This window comes from Lonsdalea populi, assembly GCF_015999465.1.
GTDB lineage: Bacteria > Pseudomonadota > Gammaproteobacteria > Enterobacterales > Enterobacteriaceae > Lonsdalea > Lonsdalea populi.
The window spans coordinates 425818-442761 of sequence record NZ_CP065534.1 but is presented as its reverse complement, the minus strand read 5'-3'; the positions used below and the strand labels follow the sequence as shown (position 1 = coordinate 442761).

Sequence of the window (16944 nt, the reverse complement as noted above, 5' to 3'; positions counted from 1 at the left end):
AAAATCGCCAAAATAGCGATCTCGCTATACCATTCCAGCAAATGGTAAAAAGCACCCAATTTTTCATCAGTATTACTTATGATTATCCTGCATAAATATTTTAGGTGAATGATTTAATTCGAATAAGATGTCTGAATGAATAAAAGCCAACTCAATGTATTAAAAACCCTATCCCATTCGCCGGTCGCGTTCGTCCTGTTTGGTATAGTCTCTTTTGTCATTACTGCCTGTATTTTGCTGAATACACAGCAAAAAAATTGGCAGGAAGAAAAGCGTTATTTCGATAATATTATTCAAATCTATGAATCATTCAATAATGGTAATGGGCTTATAGAAAGCGACCACGGTTATAAAATAGGGGACGCACTATTTTCGCGCGTAGTTATTCTCTCTTTCCAAAGCGATGACGTGGTCAAGGAGTGCATTCACCGGCTTTCGTCCTTCGACGTCAGTATCAGCGAGAAATCCATCGTTCGTGTCTGCCAAAATAAACTGCCCGCCGTCGGTGAGCTGCATAGAAAAGACCAATTAACCTCCGTCCTTCCCTTGCTTTCATCGACGGACGATTTGATAGGTATTCGCATCCGCTTCGCCACACTCAACGGACCGCCCGCCTTTGACGACGTCTTTTCCTCGAGCAACGCGCTGATGACTCTGCTCAGCATCAGTTTGCTAAGCGCGTGTTTGGGAACGCTGCTGGCGCTGCTGAGCAAGAAATACCTCATCGAACTTCCTGCGATTGCGCGTTATGACGACCTGACCGGCTGCCTGCGCAGAGACGCTTTTTTCCAGGCCACCATTAAAGTGATGCGCAATGCCACCCAGCAACGACAACCGCTGTGCGTGCTGCTGATCGACCTCGATCACTTTAAGAAAGTCAATGATACGCTGGGACATGCGGCGGGTGATGAAACTCTGAGAGAAGTGGCCGATCTTATCCGGCACTATTTTCGTAAAGGCGATATTTTGGGACGTTTGGGCGGCGATGAATTCGCGGTAGTTCTACCGAATACCGACCTGGACAATGCCTATCGGGTTTCTGAACGGATCCGCCAGGCGATTGACGAAATGGAAAGCGACAGCTTCCCTAATCGCAGGCTGACCATTAGCATTGGTCTGGTGGAATACTATGCCGGGGAAGAAACGCTGGAACAGGCGATCCACCGGGCAGACATCAAACTCTATACTGCCAAAATAAAGCGTAATCGCGTCGAAAAATAAACGGCCAGCAATAACTGGCCGTATTGGTATGCTTCCTGTCTTTGCCGCCCTTACAGCAACTCAGCAATCATTTTTTCCAGCTTGCCCTGGTCGACGGCAAACTTGCGGATCCCTTCCGCCAATTTATCGACAGCCATCGGGTCTTGGTTGTGCTCCCAATAGAACTCGGATTCCGTGAGCGGAGCAGGACGCGCCTGGATATCGCCGCTGTAAGACAGTTTGCGTTCAACGCTGCCTTCCGCTTCCGCCAGCTCTTTCAGCAGAGCAGGCGCGATAGTCAGACGGTCGCAGCCCGCCAGCGCCAGAATTTCACCGCTATTACGGAAGCTCGCGCCCATGACCACCGTCTCGTAGCCGTGAGACTTGTAGTAATCATAAATTTCGCTCACCGAGATAACGCCCGGGTCGTCCTGCGGTTCAAACGTCTGCTGTTCGCCGTTGGCTTTGTGCCAGTCAAGAATACGGCCCACAAACGGGGAGATAAGGAACACGCCGGCTTCCGCACAGGCGCGGGCCTGAGCGAAGGAGAACAGCAGAGTTAGGTTGCAATTAATGCCCTCCTTTTCCAACTGCGCCGCTGCTCGGATGCCCTGCCAGGTAGAGGCCAGTTTGATCAGGATACGATCGTTGTCGATGCCGGCATCGTTATAGAGTGCGATCAGGCGCCTCGCTTTCGCCACGCTGGCTTCGGTGTTATAGGACAGGCGAGCATCTACTTCGGTGGAAACACGGCCGGGAACCAGCTTCAAAATTTCCAGCCCGATGTTCACGGCCAGTTTGTCGGAGGCGTCGGTCACCTGCCGAGCGGGATCGTTGCTCTGCTGACGCGCCCAGTTCACGGCGTCATCAATCAGTTTGCGATATTCCGGGATCTGGGCCGCATTCAGAATCAGAGAAGGGTTAGTGGTGGCATCCTGCGGCTTGTACAGTTTCATTGCCGCGATATCACCAGTATCAGCCACCACCGTAGTGTATTGGCGTAGGGAAGTCAGTTTATCCGTCATGTTGGCCTTTCTCATTGTTAGTACATGAACTGGTGGCAGGGTGCCGTCGCCAGAAATTGATAATAGCATGCGCGAAACCCCACGCAAGGCGGCCCGTCAATTGGCTTACCTCTAGGTTTTTTTATGATTTTAAACTTGTAAATCAATAATAAAAACGAAAATGATCGTGAATAACATTTTCGTTTATGTGGATATAAAAGCGAAAAAAAGTCCCCAGATAGACACGTCGATTACCCGTCCCTGTCGCAACTATCGCCTTTACCTTCCCCGGTATTAGCCCGTTTCTTGCTACATTAGCGCTATAAAAATTGCGCATCGAAATCACAGGAAACCTGCTCATGCTTATCACGATCTCTCCGGCTAAAACGCTGGACTACACCAGCCCGCTCCCGACTCATCGTCACTCTCAGCCGGAACTGCTGGAGCGCTCGTCCCAGCTCATCGAACGCTGCAAGAAACTGACGCCTGCTGAGATTTCCTCGCTGATGGGCATCAGCGACAAACTCGCCGGACTGAACGCGGCGCGCTTCAACGACTGGCAGCCCCACTTCACGCCGGATAACGCACGTCAGGCGCTGCTCGCGTTTAAAGGCGACGTTTATACCGGCCTCGCGGCCGAAGAGTTCAGCGATGGTGATTTCTCATTCGCCCAGAAGCACATGCGTATTCTTTCAGGCCTGTACGGCGTGCTGCGCCCGCTGGATTTGATGCAGCCCTACCGGCTGGAAATGGGGATCAAACTCAAGAATCAGGCGGGAGACAACCTGTATCAGTTCTGGGGCGATACCATAACCCACACGCTGAATCAGGCGCTGGAAGCGCAGGGCGACGATATTCTGATCAATCTTGCCTCCGACGAATACTTCAAGTCGGTGAAACCGAAGGCGCTGAACGCGCGCATCATCAAGCCGGTCTTTCTGGATGAGAAAAACGGCCAATACAAAGTCGTCAGTTTTTATGCCAAAAAAGCCCGCGGGCTCATGAGCCGCTTCATTATCCAGAACCAGATCACGCAGCCGGATCAGCTAAAAGGGTTTGATCTGGAGGGCTATGGCTTCGCCGCCGCCGAGTCGTCCGCCGACGAGCTGATATTTAAACGCGCCGAACGCAAGTAGGAATAGAGCTTGCCATCCGGGGCAGAAACGATCCTTATTTTTTGCCCGCTGGCGCTGAGGACTGGAAGCACGATATTCCGGATGCCGGCATCCGTTTATGATACCGGCCACTTTATGCCGGAAACGCACGGACGGGCGAGTATTCCTGTCACCCGGGCATTTCTGGACCAAAACATCCAATAAGGCATTCCGCGCACAGAAACGAATATTGGAAAGAAGACGCTTAGGGCGGCGATGCTGTCGCGATACAAAAACCAGGATTAGAAAGCCACTCCCTTCACCACGCACTGACGCCCCCGGCATCAGTGAGGTTCGGACGGCCCAGCAACCGACTGACGCCTCACCAGCGTAGGGTGGAACAGATGCGTCGACTCCGCCGGTTCTCTGCCTTCAAACAGCGCCAACGCCAGTTCCGCAGCCTGCACCGCCATCGCCGAGACAGGATAGTGGATCGTGGTGAGGCGCGGACGTAAATAGCGGGCGATCAGGACATCGTCGAATCCTACCAGCGACATCGCCTGCGGCACCGCGATGCCGTTGTCATCCAGCACCGACAGCGCGCCCGCCGCCATCGAATCGTTGTAACAAGCCACCGCGGTCATATCTCCGCCGCGACTCAACAGGATCGTCATCGCCATCTCTCCTCCCGCTTCATCCGGGGTAGAACGCGCCACCAACCGTTCATCGTAGGCGATTTGATGTTTAGCCAGCGCCTCTTTATACCCTTGCAGGCGGTCGGCAGAGTCGGAAATAGGATGGTTTGAACACAGAAAACCGATGCGCCGATGGCCTGACTGAATCAAATGCTGAGTAGATAAAAATGCGCCCTGACGATCGTCCAGCGCGATACAACGTCGTTCATAACCTTTCAGCACCCGATTGATCAGCACCATGTGCGGAATATGGTCCATCAGCGTGGCGAGTTCGTCGTCGGCGATCATTTTCGCATGTACGACCAGACCGCTGCAGCGATGGCGAATGAGCTGTTCTATCGCCTGTGTTTCCTGCTCGGCATCGTGATAACCATTGCCGATTAGCAGGAACTTTCTGGCGCTCTGAGCTACCTGTTCAACCGCTTTTACCATGGTGCCGAAGAAGGGATCGGAGACATCCGCCACCACCAGTCCCATTGTCGCAGCACTCTGCTGCGCCAGCGCGCGAGCGTTGGCGTTAGGGTGATACTGCAACGTCACCATCGCCTGAGTCACGACCTCACGCGACGCCACGCTGGCCTTGGGGGAGTCATTAATCACACGGGAAACCGTCGCAACAGAGACACCCGCCAAACGGGCAACATCCTTTATGGTAGCCATATCACATTCCTGTATACGTAACGGCGTGCTGCGGCACACTCATTGACGTCATTGCCTATTCCGGGGCGGCGCACAGCGCTCGCCATGCCGCTCAATATACCGCTTTCGCCCTAAGCCTGCGACCTTCTACAGCACCTCACGCAGGCGCAATGCGTTTACGCGATCGTGGTCACTCTCCTTGCCTCTATCGGCACTTCACAAAATGATCCACCGCTGTTTAAATGGGGTAAACGGTTACAATAAAATTAGAAAAACAACTGACAGTCATTCAACAATGACGCCAAATATACGCTATTTTACTATATAAAATGCAGTGTAACTGATTACACAATTCATCAGTTTCCCCGCCCCAAAGCGGATCAACGCTTTGCAGCACGGGGCATCGGTCCCAGAGATAACACAGGAGTCGCCCATGATGTTGTTTGAACCTATAGAACACCCACACAGGCGCTTCAACCCGCTCAGGGGCGACTGGGTGCTGGTCTCGCCGCATCGGGCCAAACGGCCCTGGCAAGGACAGCAGGATCGCCCCGATCTCACGACGCCCCCCCACCACGATCCGAGCTGTTATTTGTGTGCCGGCAACCCTCGTATTTCCGGGGAGGTCAATCCCGACTACACCGGCACGTTGGTCTTCGCCAATGATTTTTCAGCGCTGCTACCGGACACCCCGGAAGTCTCGCCGAGCGAGGATCCGTTATTTCAGATGAGCAACGCCCGTGGGCTGAGCCGGGTGATCTGCTTCTCTCCCGATCACAGCAAAACGATGCCGTTGCTCCTCCTCCCCGCGCTGCGCGCCGTGATTGATACCTGGAGCGATCAGACCGCAGAACTGGGTACCCGATATCCGTGGGTGCAGGTGTTTGAAAATAAGGGCGCGATGATGGGATGCTCCAACCCGCATCCGCACGGGCAGGTCTGGGCCAATGATTTTTTGCCCAACGAGGCAAAGATTGAAGACCAGCAGCAGCGCGACTATCTGACGCGGTACGGAACCCCGATGCTGCTCGACTACATGCAGCGCGAACAACAGGCGGGCGCTCGCACCGTGGTGGAAACCGAGCACTGGCTGGCGGTCGTCCCTTACTGGGCGTCGTGGCCGTTTGAAACGCTGCTGTTGCCGAAATTCGCCGTCCGGCGATTGCCGCAATTGCACGGCCGACAGCGCGACGATTTAGCGCTCGCCCTGAAAAAGCTGACCAGCCGCTACGATAATCTGTTCCAGTGCTCATTTCCCTATTCGATGGGCTGGCATGGCGCGCCCTTCACGGCGGAAAGCCACGACCACTGGCAGTTGCACGCACATTTCTACCCGCCGCTACTGCGCTCCGCCAGCATCCGAAAATTCATGGTGGGCTATGAAATGCTGGCGGAAACCCAGCGCGATCTGACGGCGGAGCAGGCAGCGGAACGCCTGCGCGCGGTCAGCGACATTCACTTTCGCGAACAAGCCTGAGGCTCACTTATGACAACGCCCATCACCCAATTAAAAACGACCGCAGGCGCGGTGTTCCAGCAGGCCTTCGGCTACGCGCCGGCCGCCTTCGTCCAGGCGCCGGGGCGCGTCAATCTGCTCGGCGAACACACCGATTATAACGAGGGATTTGTCCTGCCCTGCGCGATTGACTATCAGACGGTGATCGCCGCCCGTCCCCGTCATGATGGCCGCGTCCGGGTCGTCGCCACTAATTACGATCGTCAGCGGGATGAGTTCGATCTAGCGCAAGATATCGTGCCGCATCCCACCTTCGGCTGGGCTAATTACGTTCGCGGCACGGTGAAATGCCTGCGGCTGCGCGGCGTAAATCTGACGGGGATGGATATGGCCATCGTCGGCAACGTTCCCACCGGCGCGGGATTAAGCTCCTCGGCATCGCTGGAAGTCGCCATCGGCCAGACCTTTAAGGCGTTGAATAGGCTGACGCTCAGCCAGCTTGAGCTCGCCCTGAACGGACAGCAGGCAGAGAACGCCTTCGTCGGCTGCAGCTGCGGCATTATGGATCAGTACATTTCGGCGCAGGGCCGCGCCGGTCATGCCCTGCTGATCGACTGCCGTTCGTTGGATCATTCGCTGGTGAAAATGCCCGCCGGGATCGCCGTCATGATCGTCCACTCCAACGTCCATCGAGGTCTGGTGGACAGCGAATACAACCTGCGCAGGCAGCAGTGCGAAATCGCCGCCCGCCATTTCGGCGTCACCGCGCTGCGGGATGTTTCTCTGGAGCGGTTCGAGCAGGAAAGAACGGGGCTGGACGATCTCGCCGCGCGCCGTGCTCGCCACGTCATCACGGAAAACGCCCGTACCCTGTCCGCCGCCGAGGCGCTGACCGCAGGGGATATGTCGAGGCTGTCCGGGCTAATGAGCCAGTCGCATCTTTCCATGCGCGACGACTTTGAAATCACGGTCCCGCCCGTCGATGCGTTGGCAAAGCTGATTCAGGATGAGGTCGGCGATCGGGGCGGCGCGAGGATGACGGGAGGCGGCTTCGGAGGCTGTGTGGTGGCGCTGGTTCCCGTAGCCATGACGCAGAACATCGGCGCGGCGATTGAGCGGGAGTACCCGCGTCTCACCGGCCTGCAACCTACGCTGTATATCAGCCAGCCGTCCGACGGTGCGAGTCTGTTGGCATAACGCCTGCAATGCCGCCGGAGGCTCGGCATGACCGTAAGAAGAAAGATCTCCTCACGGAGCGGGCTTGGGTTTAATGCGGCAGTTCCATCAGGAACTTACGCAACTGGGCGAAGTCAGGACCGAAATGGTGGGACAGCAGTTCCAGATCGGCGCGCTCAGCCAACGCGGCGGGCAGTTCCAGAGCTTTGCCCAGAATCTCTTCCACGCTCTCTTTGAACTTCGCCGGATGCGCCGTTCCCAGGAACAGGCCGAACTCTCCCGGCTGCAGTTGATCGCGCAGCAGACGATAGGCGATGGACGCATGAGGCTCAGAGGTATAACCCAACGCTTCCAGCTCGTGCATGGTCTCTTTGGTGGTATCGTCGCTAACCGCACCGAAGCCCAGCGTATTCAGCTGCCAGTTTTTACGGCGATACAGCTCTTCCACGCGCGGCCAGTTGTTCGGCTGGCTGACGTCCATTGCGTTCGACAACGTGGCGACCGTCTGTTTAGGCTGCCATGCGCCGTTTTGCAAGAAACGCGGCACGGTGTCGTTCGCATTGGTCGCGGCGATGAAACGTTTGACCGGCAGACCCAGCGATTTAGCAAGCAGACCCGCAGTCAGATCGCCGAAGTTGCCGCTGGGTACAGAGACCACTAGCTGATTGCGCGCTTCCTGCGGCAGCTGCGCGACGGCTTCGAAATAGTAGCAAATCTGCGCAAGCAGGCGGCTGATGTTGATGGAGTTGGCTGAGTTCAGGCCAATCGTATCTTTCAACTCCCGATCGTCAAACGCCTGTTTCACCAGCGCCTGACAGGCGTCGAAGTCGCTGTCGACGGCGATGGTATGGATGTTGCCGCCCAGCGTGCAGAACAGTTTTTCCTGCAGCGGGCTGATTTTGCCGCGCGGATACAGGATAACCACGCGCACGTTTTCCAGACCGTAAAACGCATGCGCCACCGCTGCGCCGGTATCGCCGGAGGTGGCGGTCAGAATGGTGATCTGCCGATCGCCGGCGACTTCCGCCAGCATCTGCGCCATAAAGCGACCGCCGAAGTCTTTAAAGGCCAGCGTCGGACCGTGGAACAATTCCAGCACCGCGATATCTTCACTGACCGGGACGACCGGCGCAGGGAAGGCAAACGCCGCGTTGACCCGTTGGTAGACCGTTTCAGCCGGCAGTTCATCACCGATAAAGGCGGACAGAATACGGCTGCTGCGGGTCACGAAATCCTGCTCCAGCAGTTCATCGATCGCCGTCAGATCAAACTCCGGCAGATCCAACGGGAAAAACAAACCTTGCTGACTTCCCAACCCCTGTCGTATCGCCTGAGCGAAATCGACCTGTTCGTTATGATCTTTCAGATTGTACAGTTTCATGCGTTATCCCAATTGTCGCGCGCCGGACGTATCCAAGCGGCAAATATGAACAAAACCTTCGTCATTTTGCAGATAGTTTACCCGCAACCAGTCCGCCAGACGCTGCGCTACCGCTTTATCGTTGCAGACGGAAAAGAGCGTCGGACCGGAACCGGAAATCCCGGTCGCGAGCGCGCCGATTTCCTGCGCCGCCTGTCGTGCCTCGGCGAAACCGGGCAGCAGTTGGGTGCGGTAAGGCTCCGCAATCACATCGTGCATCAACGTCGCCGCCAGTTCAGCCTGACCGGTATGACATGCGTGAATAAAACCCGCCAGGTAGCGACCGTGACGAATACAGTCCTGTCGGCTATAGCTATCAGGCAGAATCGCCCGCGCTTCGGCGGTCGACACCTTGATGCCGGGATAAGCCATCACCCACAGCCAGTCGTCAAACCCCGGCACGGGTTGACTGACGATCCCGCACTCTTCCACCATCAGTTGAATGCCGCCCAGAAAACACGGTGCGACGTTGTCGTAATGGACGCTGCCCGAAATGCGGCCTTCCAGCTCGCCCATCAGGGTCAGCAGGCGATTGTCATCGAGCGGTTTGCCGCAAAACTCATTCATCGCCATCAGCCCGGCGACCACGGAGCAGGCGCTCGAGCCCAGCCCGGAGCCGATCGGCATGTTTTTTTCCAGCGTCATCGCGACAGGCACGGTTTTGCCGATTTCCTGACAGAAACGCTCCCAGCACTGATAAACGATGTTTTCGCGGGCCTCCGTCGGCAGTTTGCTGACGAAGCGCCCTTCATTCTTCAGGCTGAATTCATCAGCCGCGCTGACGGAGACGCAGTCTCCCAGCAAAGAACCCTCTATCGGCGAAACGGCAGCGCCCAGGACATCAAACCCCACGCTCACATTCCCAATGGAGGCCGGTGCATAAATTCTGACCATGGTTACACTCCCACCTTCCATGACAAGGTACGTAACAGATCGGCGAAAACGCCCGCCGCCGTCACGTCATTTCCCGCTCCGTAACCGCGCAGCACCAGCGGCAGAGGCTGATAATAGCGGCTGTAAAAGGCCAGAGCGTTCTCACCGTCTTTCACTTTAAACAGCGGATCATTACCGCCCACCGCGCTGATGGCGACTTTGCACTGACCGCCTTCAATCATACCGATATAACGCAGCACTTTCCCCTCGTCGTGCGCTTTCTCCACCCGGCGTTCAAACTCGCCGTCCAGTTCCGGCAGGCGGGACATAAAAGTCGCCACATCGCCAGACGCATCGAAACTGTTCGGCAGTACGGATTCGACCCGAATATCGTCCAGCTCCAGATCGTATCCCGCTTCGCGTGCCAAAATCAGCAATTTGCGCGCAACATCCATACCGGACAGATCGTCGCGAGGATCTGGCTCGGTATACCCTTTCTCTTTCGCCAGCAGGGTAGCCTGCGACAGCGTCATGCCTTCGTCCAGCTTGCCGAAGATAAAGGAGAGCGAACCGGACAGAATCCCGTTGAATTGAACCAGTTCGTCGCCCGCGTTAAGCAGGTTCTGCATGTTTTCAATCACGGGCAGACCGGCACCCACGTTAGTGTCGTACAGGAACTTACGGCGAGAAGCGGCCGCCGCATCGCGCAGCTGATGGTAATAGTTCAGGCTACCAGTGTTCGCTTTCTTGTTCGGCGTGACGACGTGGAAACCATCTTTCAGGAAATCCACATACTGATCGGCCATGACCTGATTGGAGGTGCAGTCTACGATGACCGGATTCAGCAAGTGGTACTCTTTCACCAGACGGCTCAGCGTTTCCAGATTGAACGGCTCGCGGGCTTTCGCCAGATCGTCGCGCCAGTTGTCCATCGAGATACCGTTGATGTTCGTCAACAGCGCTTTGGAGTTAGCGATGCCGCACACGCGCAGGTCAATGTGTTTCTGCTTGAGCCAAGACTGCTGGCGATGAATCTGTTCCAGCAGAGCCCCGCCGACGCCGCCGACGCCAATCACGAAAACATCGATCACCTGTTCGGTGTTGAACAGCATCTGATGAGCCACGCGCACGCCGATGGTGGCGACGTCATTGTTGACCACGGCGGAGATGGAGCGTTCGGACGATCCCTGCGCAATCGCGACGATGTTGATGTTCGCGCTGGCCAGCGCGGTGAACAGACGCGCCGACAGGCCGCGCAGCGTGCGCATACCGTCACCGACCACGGAGATGATGGCCAAACGCTGGATCACATCCAGCGGGTCAAGCACGCCCTCTTTCAGTTCCAGATAGAATTCACTTTCCAGCGTTTTGCACGCATGACGCAGCTCATGCTGAGAAACGCAGAAGCTGATGCTGTATTCGGAAGACGATTGCGTAATCAATACGACGGAAATACCGGAACGGGACATGGCTGCGAATACGCGGGCCGCCATGCCGATCATGCCTTTCATCCCCGGGCCTGAGACGTTGATCATCGCCATATTGCTGAGGTTGGTGATGCCCTTCACTGGATACTGTTTGTCGGAACTGTCGAGTCCGATCAACGTACCGGGTGCCTTGGGGTTTTCAGTGTTTTTGATGAGGCAGGGGATCTGGAATTGAGCGATGGGGGCAATGGTGCGAGGGTGGAGGACTTTGGCGCCGAAGTAGGAGAGCTCCATGGCCTCTTGGTACGACATGGACTTCAGTAACCTCGCGTCCGGTACCTGGCGCGGGTCGCAGGTATAAACGCCGTCGACATCGGTCCAGATTTCGCAACATTCAGCGCGCAGGCAAGCGGCCAGCACGGCGGCGGAGTAATCAGAGCCATTGCGGCCCAGCACCACCAGTTCACCCTTCTCGTTACCGGCGGTAAAGCCCGCCATCAGGATCACGTCGTCCTTGGGAATGGCCTGTTCGTTGATGCGACGGGTGGACTCGGCGATATCGACGGTAGACTCCAGATAGTGCCCCTGCGCCAACAGTTTCTCGACCGGATTAATGACCGAAACCTGATAGCCACGCGCCTGGAACACGCCTTCCATGATCGCGATGGACAATTTTTCGCCGCGACAAATCATGGCGGCGTTCACGCTGTCCGGGCACTGGCCCAGCAGGGAGATGCCGTGGAGTACCTGTTTAATCAGCGCGAATTCCTGATCGAGCAGCGTGTTCAGACGGGCATAGGGAAAACCCGGCTGCGCTTTATCCAGTCCAGACAACAGCGAAGAGAAAATCGTCTGTGATTCATTAAAATGCGTATCAGTGTCGTGTCCGGCAACGGTTTTTTCGATCATCGCAACCAGATGGTTGGTAATTTTTGCCGGGGCGGACAAGACGGTGGCAACCTGTCCCTGCCGTGCATTACTTTCAATAATGTCGGCAACGCGAATAAACCGTTCCGCATTTGCCACCGAAGTCCCGCCAAATTTCAACACTCGCATTTTTATCTGTTCTCCTGAATTTCCGTCAACAAAAACGCTCACTGCATTTTTGATTGCCGCTTGTGGCAGGCAGGATTTCGCCTGCCATAAAAAAAACCCGCACTGTGAAGTGCGGGCCTTTTTGGATTCTTCTTTACGCGTCAGCCCGCACCGCAATACATCGTATCGGTGATGGTAATAATAATCGTGGTGATCAGGCTAAATGGACGCATGGAATAGTCGTATCTCGTTAGTGATAAACTTTTTCTGGCCCTATTAGTTAGGGCAATCACACTGCTAAGTCAATGGATTTCTGATCTTTTGCCGATGCTCCGCACATCGTCAGACAGACGGATAAACCAGTAAATCAATAAACGACCACAGATTGATTTATGAAAAATAACCAAGTCTTATATTTGACTTCAAAAAACTCATTTCCCCTGATTTTCTTTCGGGAGGGCTTTTTCGATGTCGTGCAGCAGCCTATGCAGCATCGCGGTATCCCGCTGTTCAAGCATCCCTAAACGCTGATGTAGCCAATCCTTGAGTTTGGCATCCTGTTGCGCCCCGATATCAACCAGCAAGCGATCCATACGCTCGCGCAGCGCGTTCAACGGTCCCGCCTGCGCTATCGGCGTGTTCTCCTGCTGCACATTCATCAACGACGAAAGCTGATGGCAGTACACCATGACCGCCTGTCCCAAGTTTAATGAAGGATAGTCCGCCTGCATCGGCACACCGGTCAGGACATCAGCCAACGCCAACTCCTCATTGGTCAGCCCGGAGTCTTCACGACCAAACACCAGCGCGGCGGAAGAAACCCAGCGGCGCTTCTCTTCCATCACACCCTGCAATTCGGTTGGCGTGCAGTAATAGTGGAAACGAGCGCGACTGCGCGCCGTGGTAGCGACGGTGAAATCAACGTCAGCTAATGCCTCCGAGAGCGAGGGGAAGGTTTCCACGCCGTCCAGGACATCCCCAGATCCATGAGCGACCCATCGCGCGGCAGGTTTCAGATGCACATGACTATCGACGATGCGCAACTGGGCGAACCCCATGGTTTTCATCGCCCTTGCCGCCGCGCCCACGTTTTCAGCCCGCGCCGGAGCCACCAAAATAATATAAAACTGCATGACTGCCTCTTGAGATCCTGCATCGCCAAAACAAAACGTCTTCCCCTTCTACGCTAAATCGTGCAATGCGATGGGGGTGACAATTTATCACGGATAGCCTAATAGCGATGATAAAGGCATGGCTAACGAGCCGCGGAAAGGAGTCAGCCAAACGCGACGAAAAGTAGCAAAAATTGTGCTCTCAACGAAAACGGCCCCAGAAGAGAAGAAATAAACAGGGGTAAAATTAGGAATTCAATATTTTTACAACATAAAAACAACAATGGATTACTTATTTATTCCCGCCGCATAGACGACGACCTTCATCGACTTGAAGATATCACCGAAAATAAAAAACCATTCGTATCACTCTATTACAGACATTCTCTTAGTTATTTATACCCAAAAACCACATCATCTATAGGCCAAAACGATTCAACATGCCGCGAAAATGCGACTTCAATTGACAATCTCATATCTGTTTTTCACAAATTTTTTAACGTGCTACAATCAAATTTGATATATGTCAACAGAACCGTAAATTTGCTGGCTGGCGAAATCAGTGCTTACTGTTATGTTGCTGTTAATAAGGTTAAACTGTGCGCCACTTTTAAAATTTGGGGCCGAGTTTAGCCCTCCTCTCACCAGCCATTAAAAACACTTTGCGGGTGAGGAAAAGTGCATCGAAACGCATTTACGTACTTGAGTCAGTTGGCGCGTGAGACGGTGAACATTATTTCTACAGCGCCTGAAGAATCCAGACTTTTGTACTTCTCAAACTATCAGTTGGCAATTTTAGGTAGCAAACATGCAGACCCCGCACATTCTCATTGTCGAAGACGAGTTAGTCACTCGCAATACCCTTAAAAGCATTTTCGAGGCCGAGGGATATATCGTTCACGAAGCCACCGATGGGGCTGAAATGCATCAGATCCTGTCAGAAAACGATATCAACCTCGTGATTATGGATATCAATCTGCCAGGTAAAAACGGCCTGTTGCTGGCGCGCGAACTGCGTGAACAAGCCAGCGTGGCGCTGATGTTCCTGACCGGCCGTGACAACGAAGTCGATAAGATTCTGGGTCTGGAAATTGGCGCTGACGACTACATCACCAAGCCATTTAACCCGCGTGAACTGACCATTCGGGCACGCAACCTGCTGTCACGCACCATGAATTTAGGCGGAGGTACGGAAGAACGCCGTCTGGTCGAAAGTTACCGCTTCAACGGGTGGGAGCTGGACATTAACAGCCGCTCGCTGGTCAGCCCGAACGGCGAGCAATACAAACTACCGCGCAGCGAATTCCGCGCCATGCTGCACTTCTGCGAAAACCCGGGGAAAATTCAATCCCGTGCGGAACTGTTGAAGAAAATGACCGGCCGTGAGCTCAAGCCGCACGATCGCACGGTCGACGTCACTATCCGCCGCATCCGTAAACACTTTGAATCCACCGCCGATACGCCGGAAATCATCGCCACCATTCATGGCGAAGGTTACCGCTTCTGTGGCGATCTGGAAGAGTAATGGGTTGGGCAGACCGAAATGGAAACCTCCGGTTTGCCCATCTTTATTGCTATTACTGCGTTTTTCCCCACGCCATAATAGGCACTGCGCTAAGCGCATTTTTGGGCGAACCTTCGATGACACGGTCAGAGTAAGTCAGATAGATCAACGCATTACGTTTCTCATCATAGAATCTCACTACCTGCAATTTTTTGAATATCAACGAAGTACGCTGTTGAAAAACAACGTTGCCCTTCCCTTTACTCTTCGCAATTTTCTCACTAAGCATGATCGGCCCCACCTGCTGACAGGAAATAGCCGCATCAGCCGTATCTTCAGCCAGTCCCAATCCCCCTTTGATACCGCCCGTTTTCGCCCGGCTCAGGTAACAAGTGACGTTGGCGACATCCGGGTCGTCAAAAGCCTCCACCACGATTTTATGGTCGGGACCCAATAGCTTAAAAACCGTATCTACAGATCCCACCTCTTCAGCACTCGCTGAAACCGCAACGCTTAGAAAGAGCCCGATACTCAGCAATGACTTTTTAAACATGCTGCAATTTTCCTGATATGTGGCCATCATTCATGGCGCGTAGACGCTTCGGAAGAAAACTTTTTCCTTCATCGGTTGCGAGTCGTCACTCTGCCGACATGCAGCCCCCCCGGAGGTTTACCTAAAATTCCAGGCAGTCTTAGGTGGAAAAAGTTGCTATCATGCAAGGTTTTATAACCTTTATCGCTCTGAATGTTCTATGAGGACGAGCTATGGATCAAGCCAGTATCATACATGACCTGCTTAACTGGCTGGAAGGTCATCTGGACCAGCCTCTGTCGTTGGATAAAGTCGCGGCAAAAGCAGGTTATTCGAAATGGCATCTGCAGAGAATGTTTAAGGACGTCACGGGCCATGCCATCGGCTCTTACATCCGTGCCCGACGCCTGACCAAGGCCGCCGTGGCGCTATGCCTGACGAGCAGGCCCATTCTAGATATTGCGCTACAGTATCGCTTTGATTCTCAGCAAACTTTCACTCGCGCGTTCAAGAAACAATTTTCCCAAACGCCGGCGTCATACCGTCGCTCGGATGATTGGAATACTCACGGTATCCAGGCCCCCATCCGACTGAGTGCTTTTACTATGCCTCAGCCAGAGTTCATCACACTGCCAGAACTAAAACTGGTAGGCGTGACGCAAATTTACAGTGGCACATTAGAACAGCTGAGTCATTTCCGTATGGAGCTTCGGGTACATTTCTGGCGCAAATTTCTTGGCGACGCTAAGCAAATTCCAAACCTGTTATATGGATTGGCGCACTCCCGGCCAAGCAAAGAAAAAGATGATGAGCATGAAGTGCTTTATACCACGGCGATGGAGCCTGATAACATGCCGGAAGGTACTGCGCCGGGCACCCCCATCACCCTGCCGGGCGGTGAGTACGCAAAGTTCAACTATGAAGGCCCGAAAGATGACCTTCAGGACTTTATTGTCAGCCTGTATGACACCTGCCTGCCGACCTTCAAGCTGACCCGGCGCAAAGGTTCCGACATTGAGCGGTTTAACCTGTCCAGGGGAGTAAAGCAGGATGTGCCGCCAGCAGTCATCTGCTGCGAATACTTTATCCCGGTGCAGCGCTAACGCTGCAGCTCGTCCAGTGCCGGGACATCCAGATGGGAGACGTCTCCGGCCGTCTCGACGACCCAGCCAGAAGCCAACCACGGACTCTGCTGATGGTCAATACGCGATAACGAGCAATTACGCAAACGAAGCCGACGCTCAGCCCAGGCAGGTAAACCCAGTAGCGTTCCGAGCAAACAGCCTAACGCAATACCGTGGCTCACCAGCAAAGGACGACTACCGGGGGGCAACGTCAGGCAAAAATCAAGCACCTTGTGCATTCGCCTGGCTAATTCAGAAAGTGATTCACCCTCGGGAATACGACCTTCCCGTGTGCCATCCACGATTTGCTTGCGCCATCCTTCTTCCTCGCTATTCAGCGAGTCAATCAGACGCTCTTCCAGAACGCCCATGTTCAACTCACGCAGATTGGGTTCAAGCAGAATGGGACAACCACCGCAGCCCTCTGAAATGATTTCGGCGGTGCGACGCGTTCGCCCCAGGTCACTGGCAATAATGTGGGTCATTCCCAGATGTTTTACCCGTTCCGCTACCCGACGAGCCTGCGACTCCCCCGACGACGTCAGCTTGCTATCTGATTGACCCTGGATGCGCCGCGCCACGTTCCATTCGGTCTCTCCGTGGCGAACAAGATATACCTGTAACATGATTGTTTTCCGTTATACTGCGTCAAA

General features: G+C 54.5%; 15 protein-coding genes and 1 other annotated feature. Of the genes, 6 read left to right on the top strand and 9 right to left on the bottom strand.

Annotated features, from left to right (window positions below; translation table 11 throughout):
• Positions 1 to 135 precede the first annotated feature (135 nt).
• Positions 136 to 1221 (top strand): GGDEF domain-containing protein, encoded by a 1086-nt coding sequence (locus I6N93_RS02120; protein WP_085688831.1) that lies wholly within the window; start codon positions 136 to 138, stop codon positions 1219 to 1221.
• A 50-nt stretch (positions 1222 to 1271) separates the two neighbouring features.
• Here the strand turns inward: I6N93_RS02120 and tal are convergent, their stop codons facing one another.
• Entirely contained in the window at positions 1272 to 2225 is a 954-nt protein-coding gene (gene tal, locus I6N93_RS02115) for a transaldolase (RefSeq protein WP_085688828.1), read from the bottom strand.
• Positions 2226 to 2563: 338 nt separating this feature from the next.
• Here tal and yaaA point away from each other — a divergent pair, with 338 nt between their 5' ends.
• Entirely contained in the window at positions 2564 to 3340 is a 777-nt protein-coding gene (yaaA, locus tag I6N93_RS02110; RefSeq protein WP_085688825.1) for a peroxide stress protein YaaA, read from the top strand.
• Positions 3341 to 3642: 302 nt separating this feature from the next.
• Here yaaA and galR read toward each other — a convergent pair whose 3' ends face one another.
• Positions 3643 to 4653 carry an HTH-type transcriptional regulator GalR gene (galR, locus tag I6N93_RS02105; RefSeq protein ID WP_085688822.1) on the bottom strand — a complete coding sequence of 337 codons (1011 nt, stop codon included), beginning with the start codon at positions 4651 to 4653 and terminating at the stop codon, positions 3643 to 3645.
• Positions 4654 to 5065: 412 nt separating this feature from the next.
• On the opposite strand from galR, the gene I6N93_RS02100 reads away from it, so the two are divergent.
• On the top strand, positions 5066 to 6109 hold the full coding sequence (locus tag I6N93_RS02100; protein ID WP_085688819.1) for a UDP-glucose--hexose-1-phosphate uridylyltransferase: 1044 nt from the start codon (positions 5066 to 5068) through the stop codon (positions 6107 to 6109).
• A gap of 9 nt (positions 6110 to 6118) precedes the next feature.
• Positions 6119 to 7285 (top strand): galactokinase, encoded by a 1167-nt coding sequence (gene galK, locus I6N93_RS02095; RefSeq protein ID WP_085688816.1) that lies wholly within the window; start codon positions 6119 to 6121, stop codon positions 7283 to 7285.
• A gap of 70 nt (positions 7286 to 7355) precedes the next feature.
• Here galK and thrC read toward each other — a convergent pair whose 3' ends face one another.
• From thrC to I6N93_RS02070, 5 genes are all read right to left on the bottom strand, one after another.
• Positions 7356 to 8645, bottom strand: a complete 1290-nt coding sequence (thrC, locus tag I6N93_RS02090) for a threonine synthase (protein WP_085688813.1) — start codon at positions 8643 to 8645, stop codon at positions 7356 to 7358.
• A gap of 3 nt (positions 8646 to 8648) precedes the next feature.
• Positions 8649 to 9578 (bottom strand): homoserine kinase, encoded by a 930-nt coding sequence (thrB, locus tag I6N93_RS02085; protein ID WP_085688810.1) that lies wholly within the window; start codon positions 9576 to 9578, stop codon positions 8649 to 8651.
• A 2-nt stretch (positions 9579 to 9580) separates the two neighbouring features.
• Positions 9581 to 12040 carry a bifunctional aspartate kinase/homoserine dehydrogenase I gene (gene thrA / locus I6N93_RS02080; RefSeq protein WP_085688806.1) on the bottom strand — a complete coding sequence of 820 codons (2460 nt, stop codon included), beginning with the start codon at positions 12038 to 12040 and terminating at the stop codon, positions 9581 to 9583.
• Between the two features lie 86 nt (positions 12041 to 12126).
• Positions 12127 to 12245: a sequence feature (Thr leader region), on the bottom strand.
• Positions 12181 to 12252, bottom strand: coding sequence for a thr operon leader peptide (gene thrL / locus I6N93_RS17420; RefSeq protein WP_072000207.1), 72 nt, complete (start codon positions 12250 to 12252; stop codon positions 12181 to 12183). (Overlaps the previous feature by 65 nt.)
• A gap of 198 nt (positions 12253 to 12450) precedes the next feature.
• Complete coding sequence (locus tag I6N93_RS02070; RefSeq protein ID WP_085688800.1) at positions 12451 to 13152, bottom strand: tRNA/rRNA methyltransferase; 702 nt, start codon at positions 13150 to 13152, stop codon at positions 12451 to 12453.
• A gap of 787 nt (positions 13153 to 13939) precedes the next feature.
• Between I6N93_RS02070 and arcA the strand changes: the two genes are divergently transcribed.
• Positions 13940 to 14656, top strand: coding sequence for a two-component system response regulator ArcA (gene arcA, locus I6N93_RS02065; protein WP_085688797.1), 717 nt, complete (start codon positions 13940 to 13942; stop codon positions 14654 to 14656).
• 52 nt (positions 14657 to 14708) lie between these two features.
• Here arcA and creA read toward each other — a convergent pair whose 3' ends face one another.
• On the bottom strand, positions 14709 to 15188 hold the full coding sequence (creA, locus tag I6N93_RS02060) for a protein CreA (RefSeq protein ID WP_085688888.1): 480 nt from the start codon (positions 15186 to 15188) through the stop codon (positions 14709 to 14711).
• A 212-nt stretch (positions 15189 to 15400) separates the two neighbouring features.
• On the opposite strand from creA, the gene robA reads away from it, so the two are divergent.
• Entirely contained in the window at positions 15401 to 16270 is an 870-nt protein-coding gene (gene robA, locus I6N93_RS02055; RefSeq protein WP_085688795.1) for an MDR efflux pump AcrAB transcriptional activator RobA, read from the top strand.
• On the opposite strand, the gene gpmB is transcribed toward robA, so the two are convergent.
• Positions 16267 to 16917 carry a 2,3-diphosphoglycerate-dependent phosphoglycerate mutase GpmB gene (gene gpmB / locus I6N93_RS02050; protein WP_085688792.1) on the bottom strand — a complete coding sequence of 217 codons (651 nt, stop codon included), beginning with the start codon at positions 16915 to 16917 and terminating at the stop codon, positions 16267 to 16269. The genes robA and gpmB overlap by 4 nt on opposite strands.
• Positions 16918 to 16944: the final 27 nt, after the last annotated feature.

What these genes read in the sequence shown, in the direction of transcription:
- thrC (WP_085688813.1), bottom strand. Translation starts at nt 8,645, where the DNA reads ATGAAACTGTACAATCTGAAAGATCATAACGAACAGGTCGATTTCGCT.
- tal (WP_085688828.1), bottom strand. Translation starts at nt 2,225, where the DNA reads ATGACGGATAAACTGACTTCCCTACGCCAATACACTACGGTGGTGGCT.
- thrA (WP_085688806.1), bottom strand. Translation starts at nt 12,040, where the DNA reads ATGCGAGTGTTGAAATTTGGCGGGACTTCGGTGGCAAATGCGGAACGG.
- creA (WP_085688888.1), bottom strand. Translation starts at nt 15,188, where the DNA reads ATGTTTAAAAAGTCATTGCTGAGTATCGGGCTCTTTCTAAGCGTTGCG.
- gpmB (WP_085688792.1), bottom strand. Translation starts at nt 16,917, where the DNA reads ATGTTACAGGTATATCTTGTTCGCCACGGAGAGACCGAATGGAACGTG.
- galK (WP_085688816.1), top strand. Translation starts at nt 6,119, where the DNA reads ATGACAACGCCCATCACCCAATTAAAAACGACCGCAGGCGCGGTGTTC.
- I6N93_RS02070 (WP_085688800.1), bottom strand. Translation starts at nt 13,152, where the DNA reads ATGCAGTTTTATATTATTTTGGTGGCTCCGGCGCGGGCTGAAAACGTG.
- arcA (WP_085688797.1), top strand. Translation starts at nt 13,940, where the DNA reads ATGCAGACCCCGCACATTCTCATTGTCGAAGACGAGTTAGTCACTCGC.
- thrB (WP_085688810.1), bottom strand. Translation starts at nt 9,578, where the DNA reads ATGGTCAGAATTTATGCACCGGCCTCCATTGGGAATGTGAGCGTGGGG.
- yaaA (WP_085688825.1), top strand. Translation starts at nt 2,564, where the DNA reads ATGCTTATCACGATCTCTCCGGCTAAAACGCTGGACTACACCAGCCCG.
- I6N93_RS02100 (WP_085688819.1), top strand. Translation starts at nt 5,066, where the DNA reads ATGATGTTGTTTGAACCTATAGAACACCCACACAGGCGCTTCAACCCG.
- robA (WP_085688795.1), top strand. Translation starts at nt 15,401, where the DNA reads ATGGATCAAGCCAGTATCATACATGACCTGCTTAACTGGCTGGAAGGT.
- I6N93_RS02120 (WP_085688831.1), top strand. Translation starts at nt 136, where the DNA reads ATGAATAAAAGCCAACTCAATGTATTAAAAACCCTATCCCATTCGCCG.
- galR (WP_085688822.1), bottom strand. Translation starts at nt 4,653, where the DNA reads ATGGCTACCATAAAGGATGTTGCCCGTTTGGCGGGTGTCTCTGTTGCG.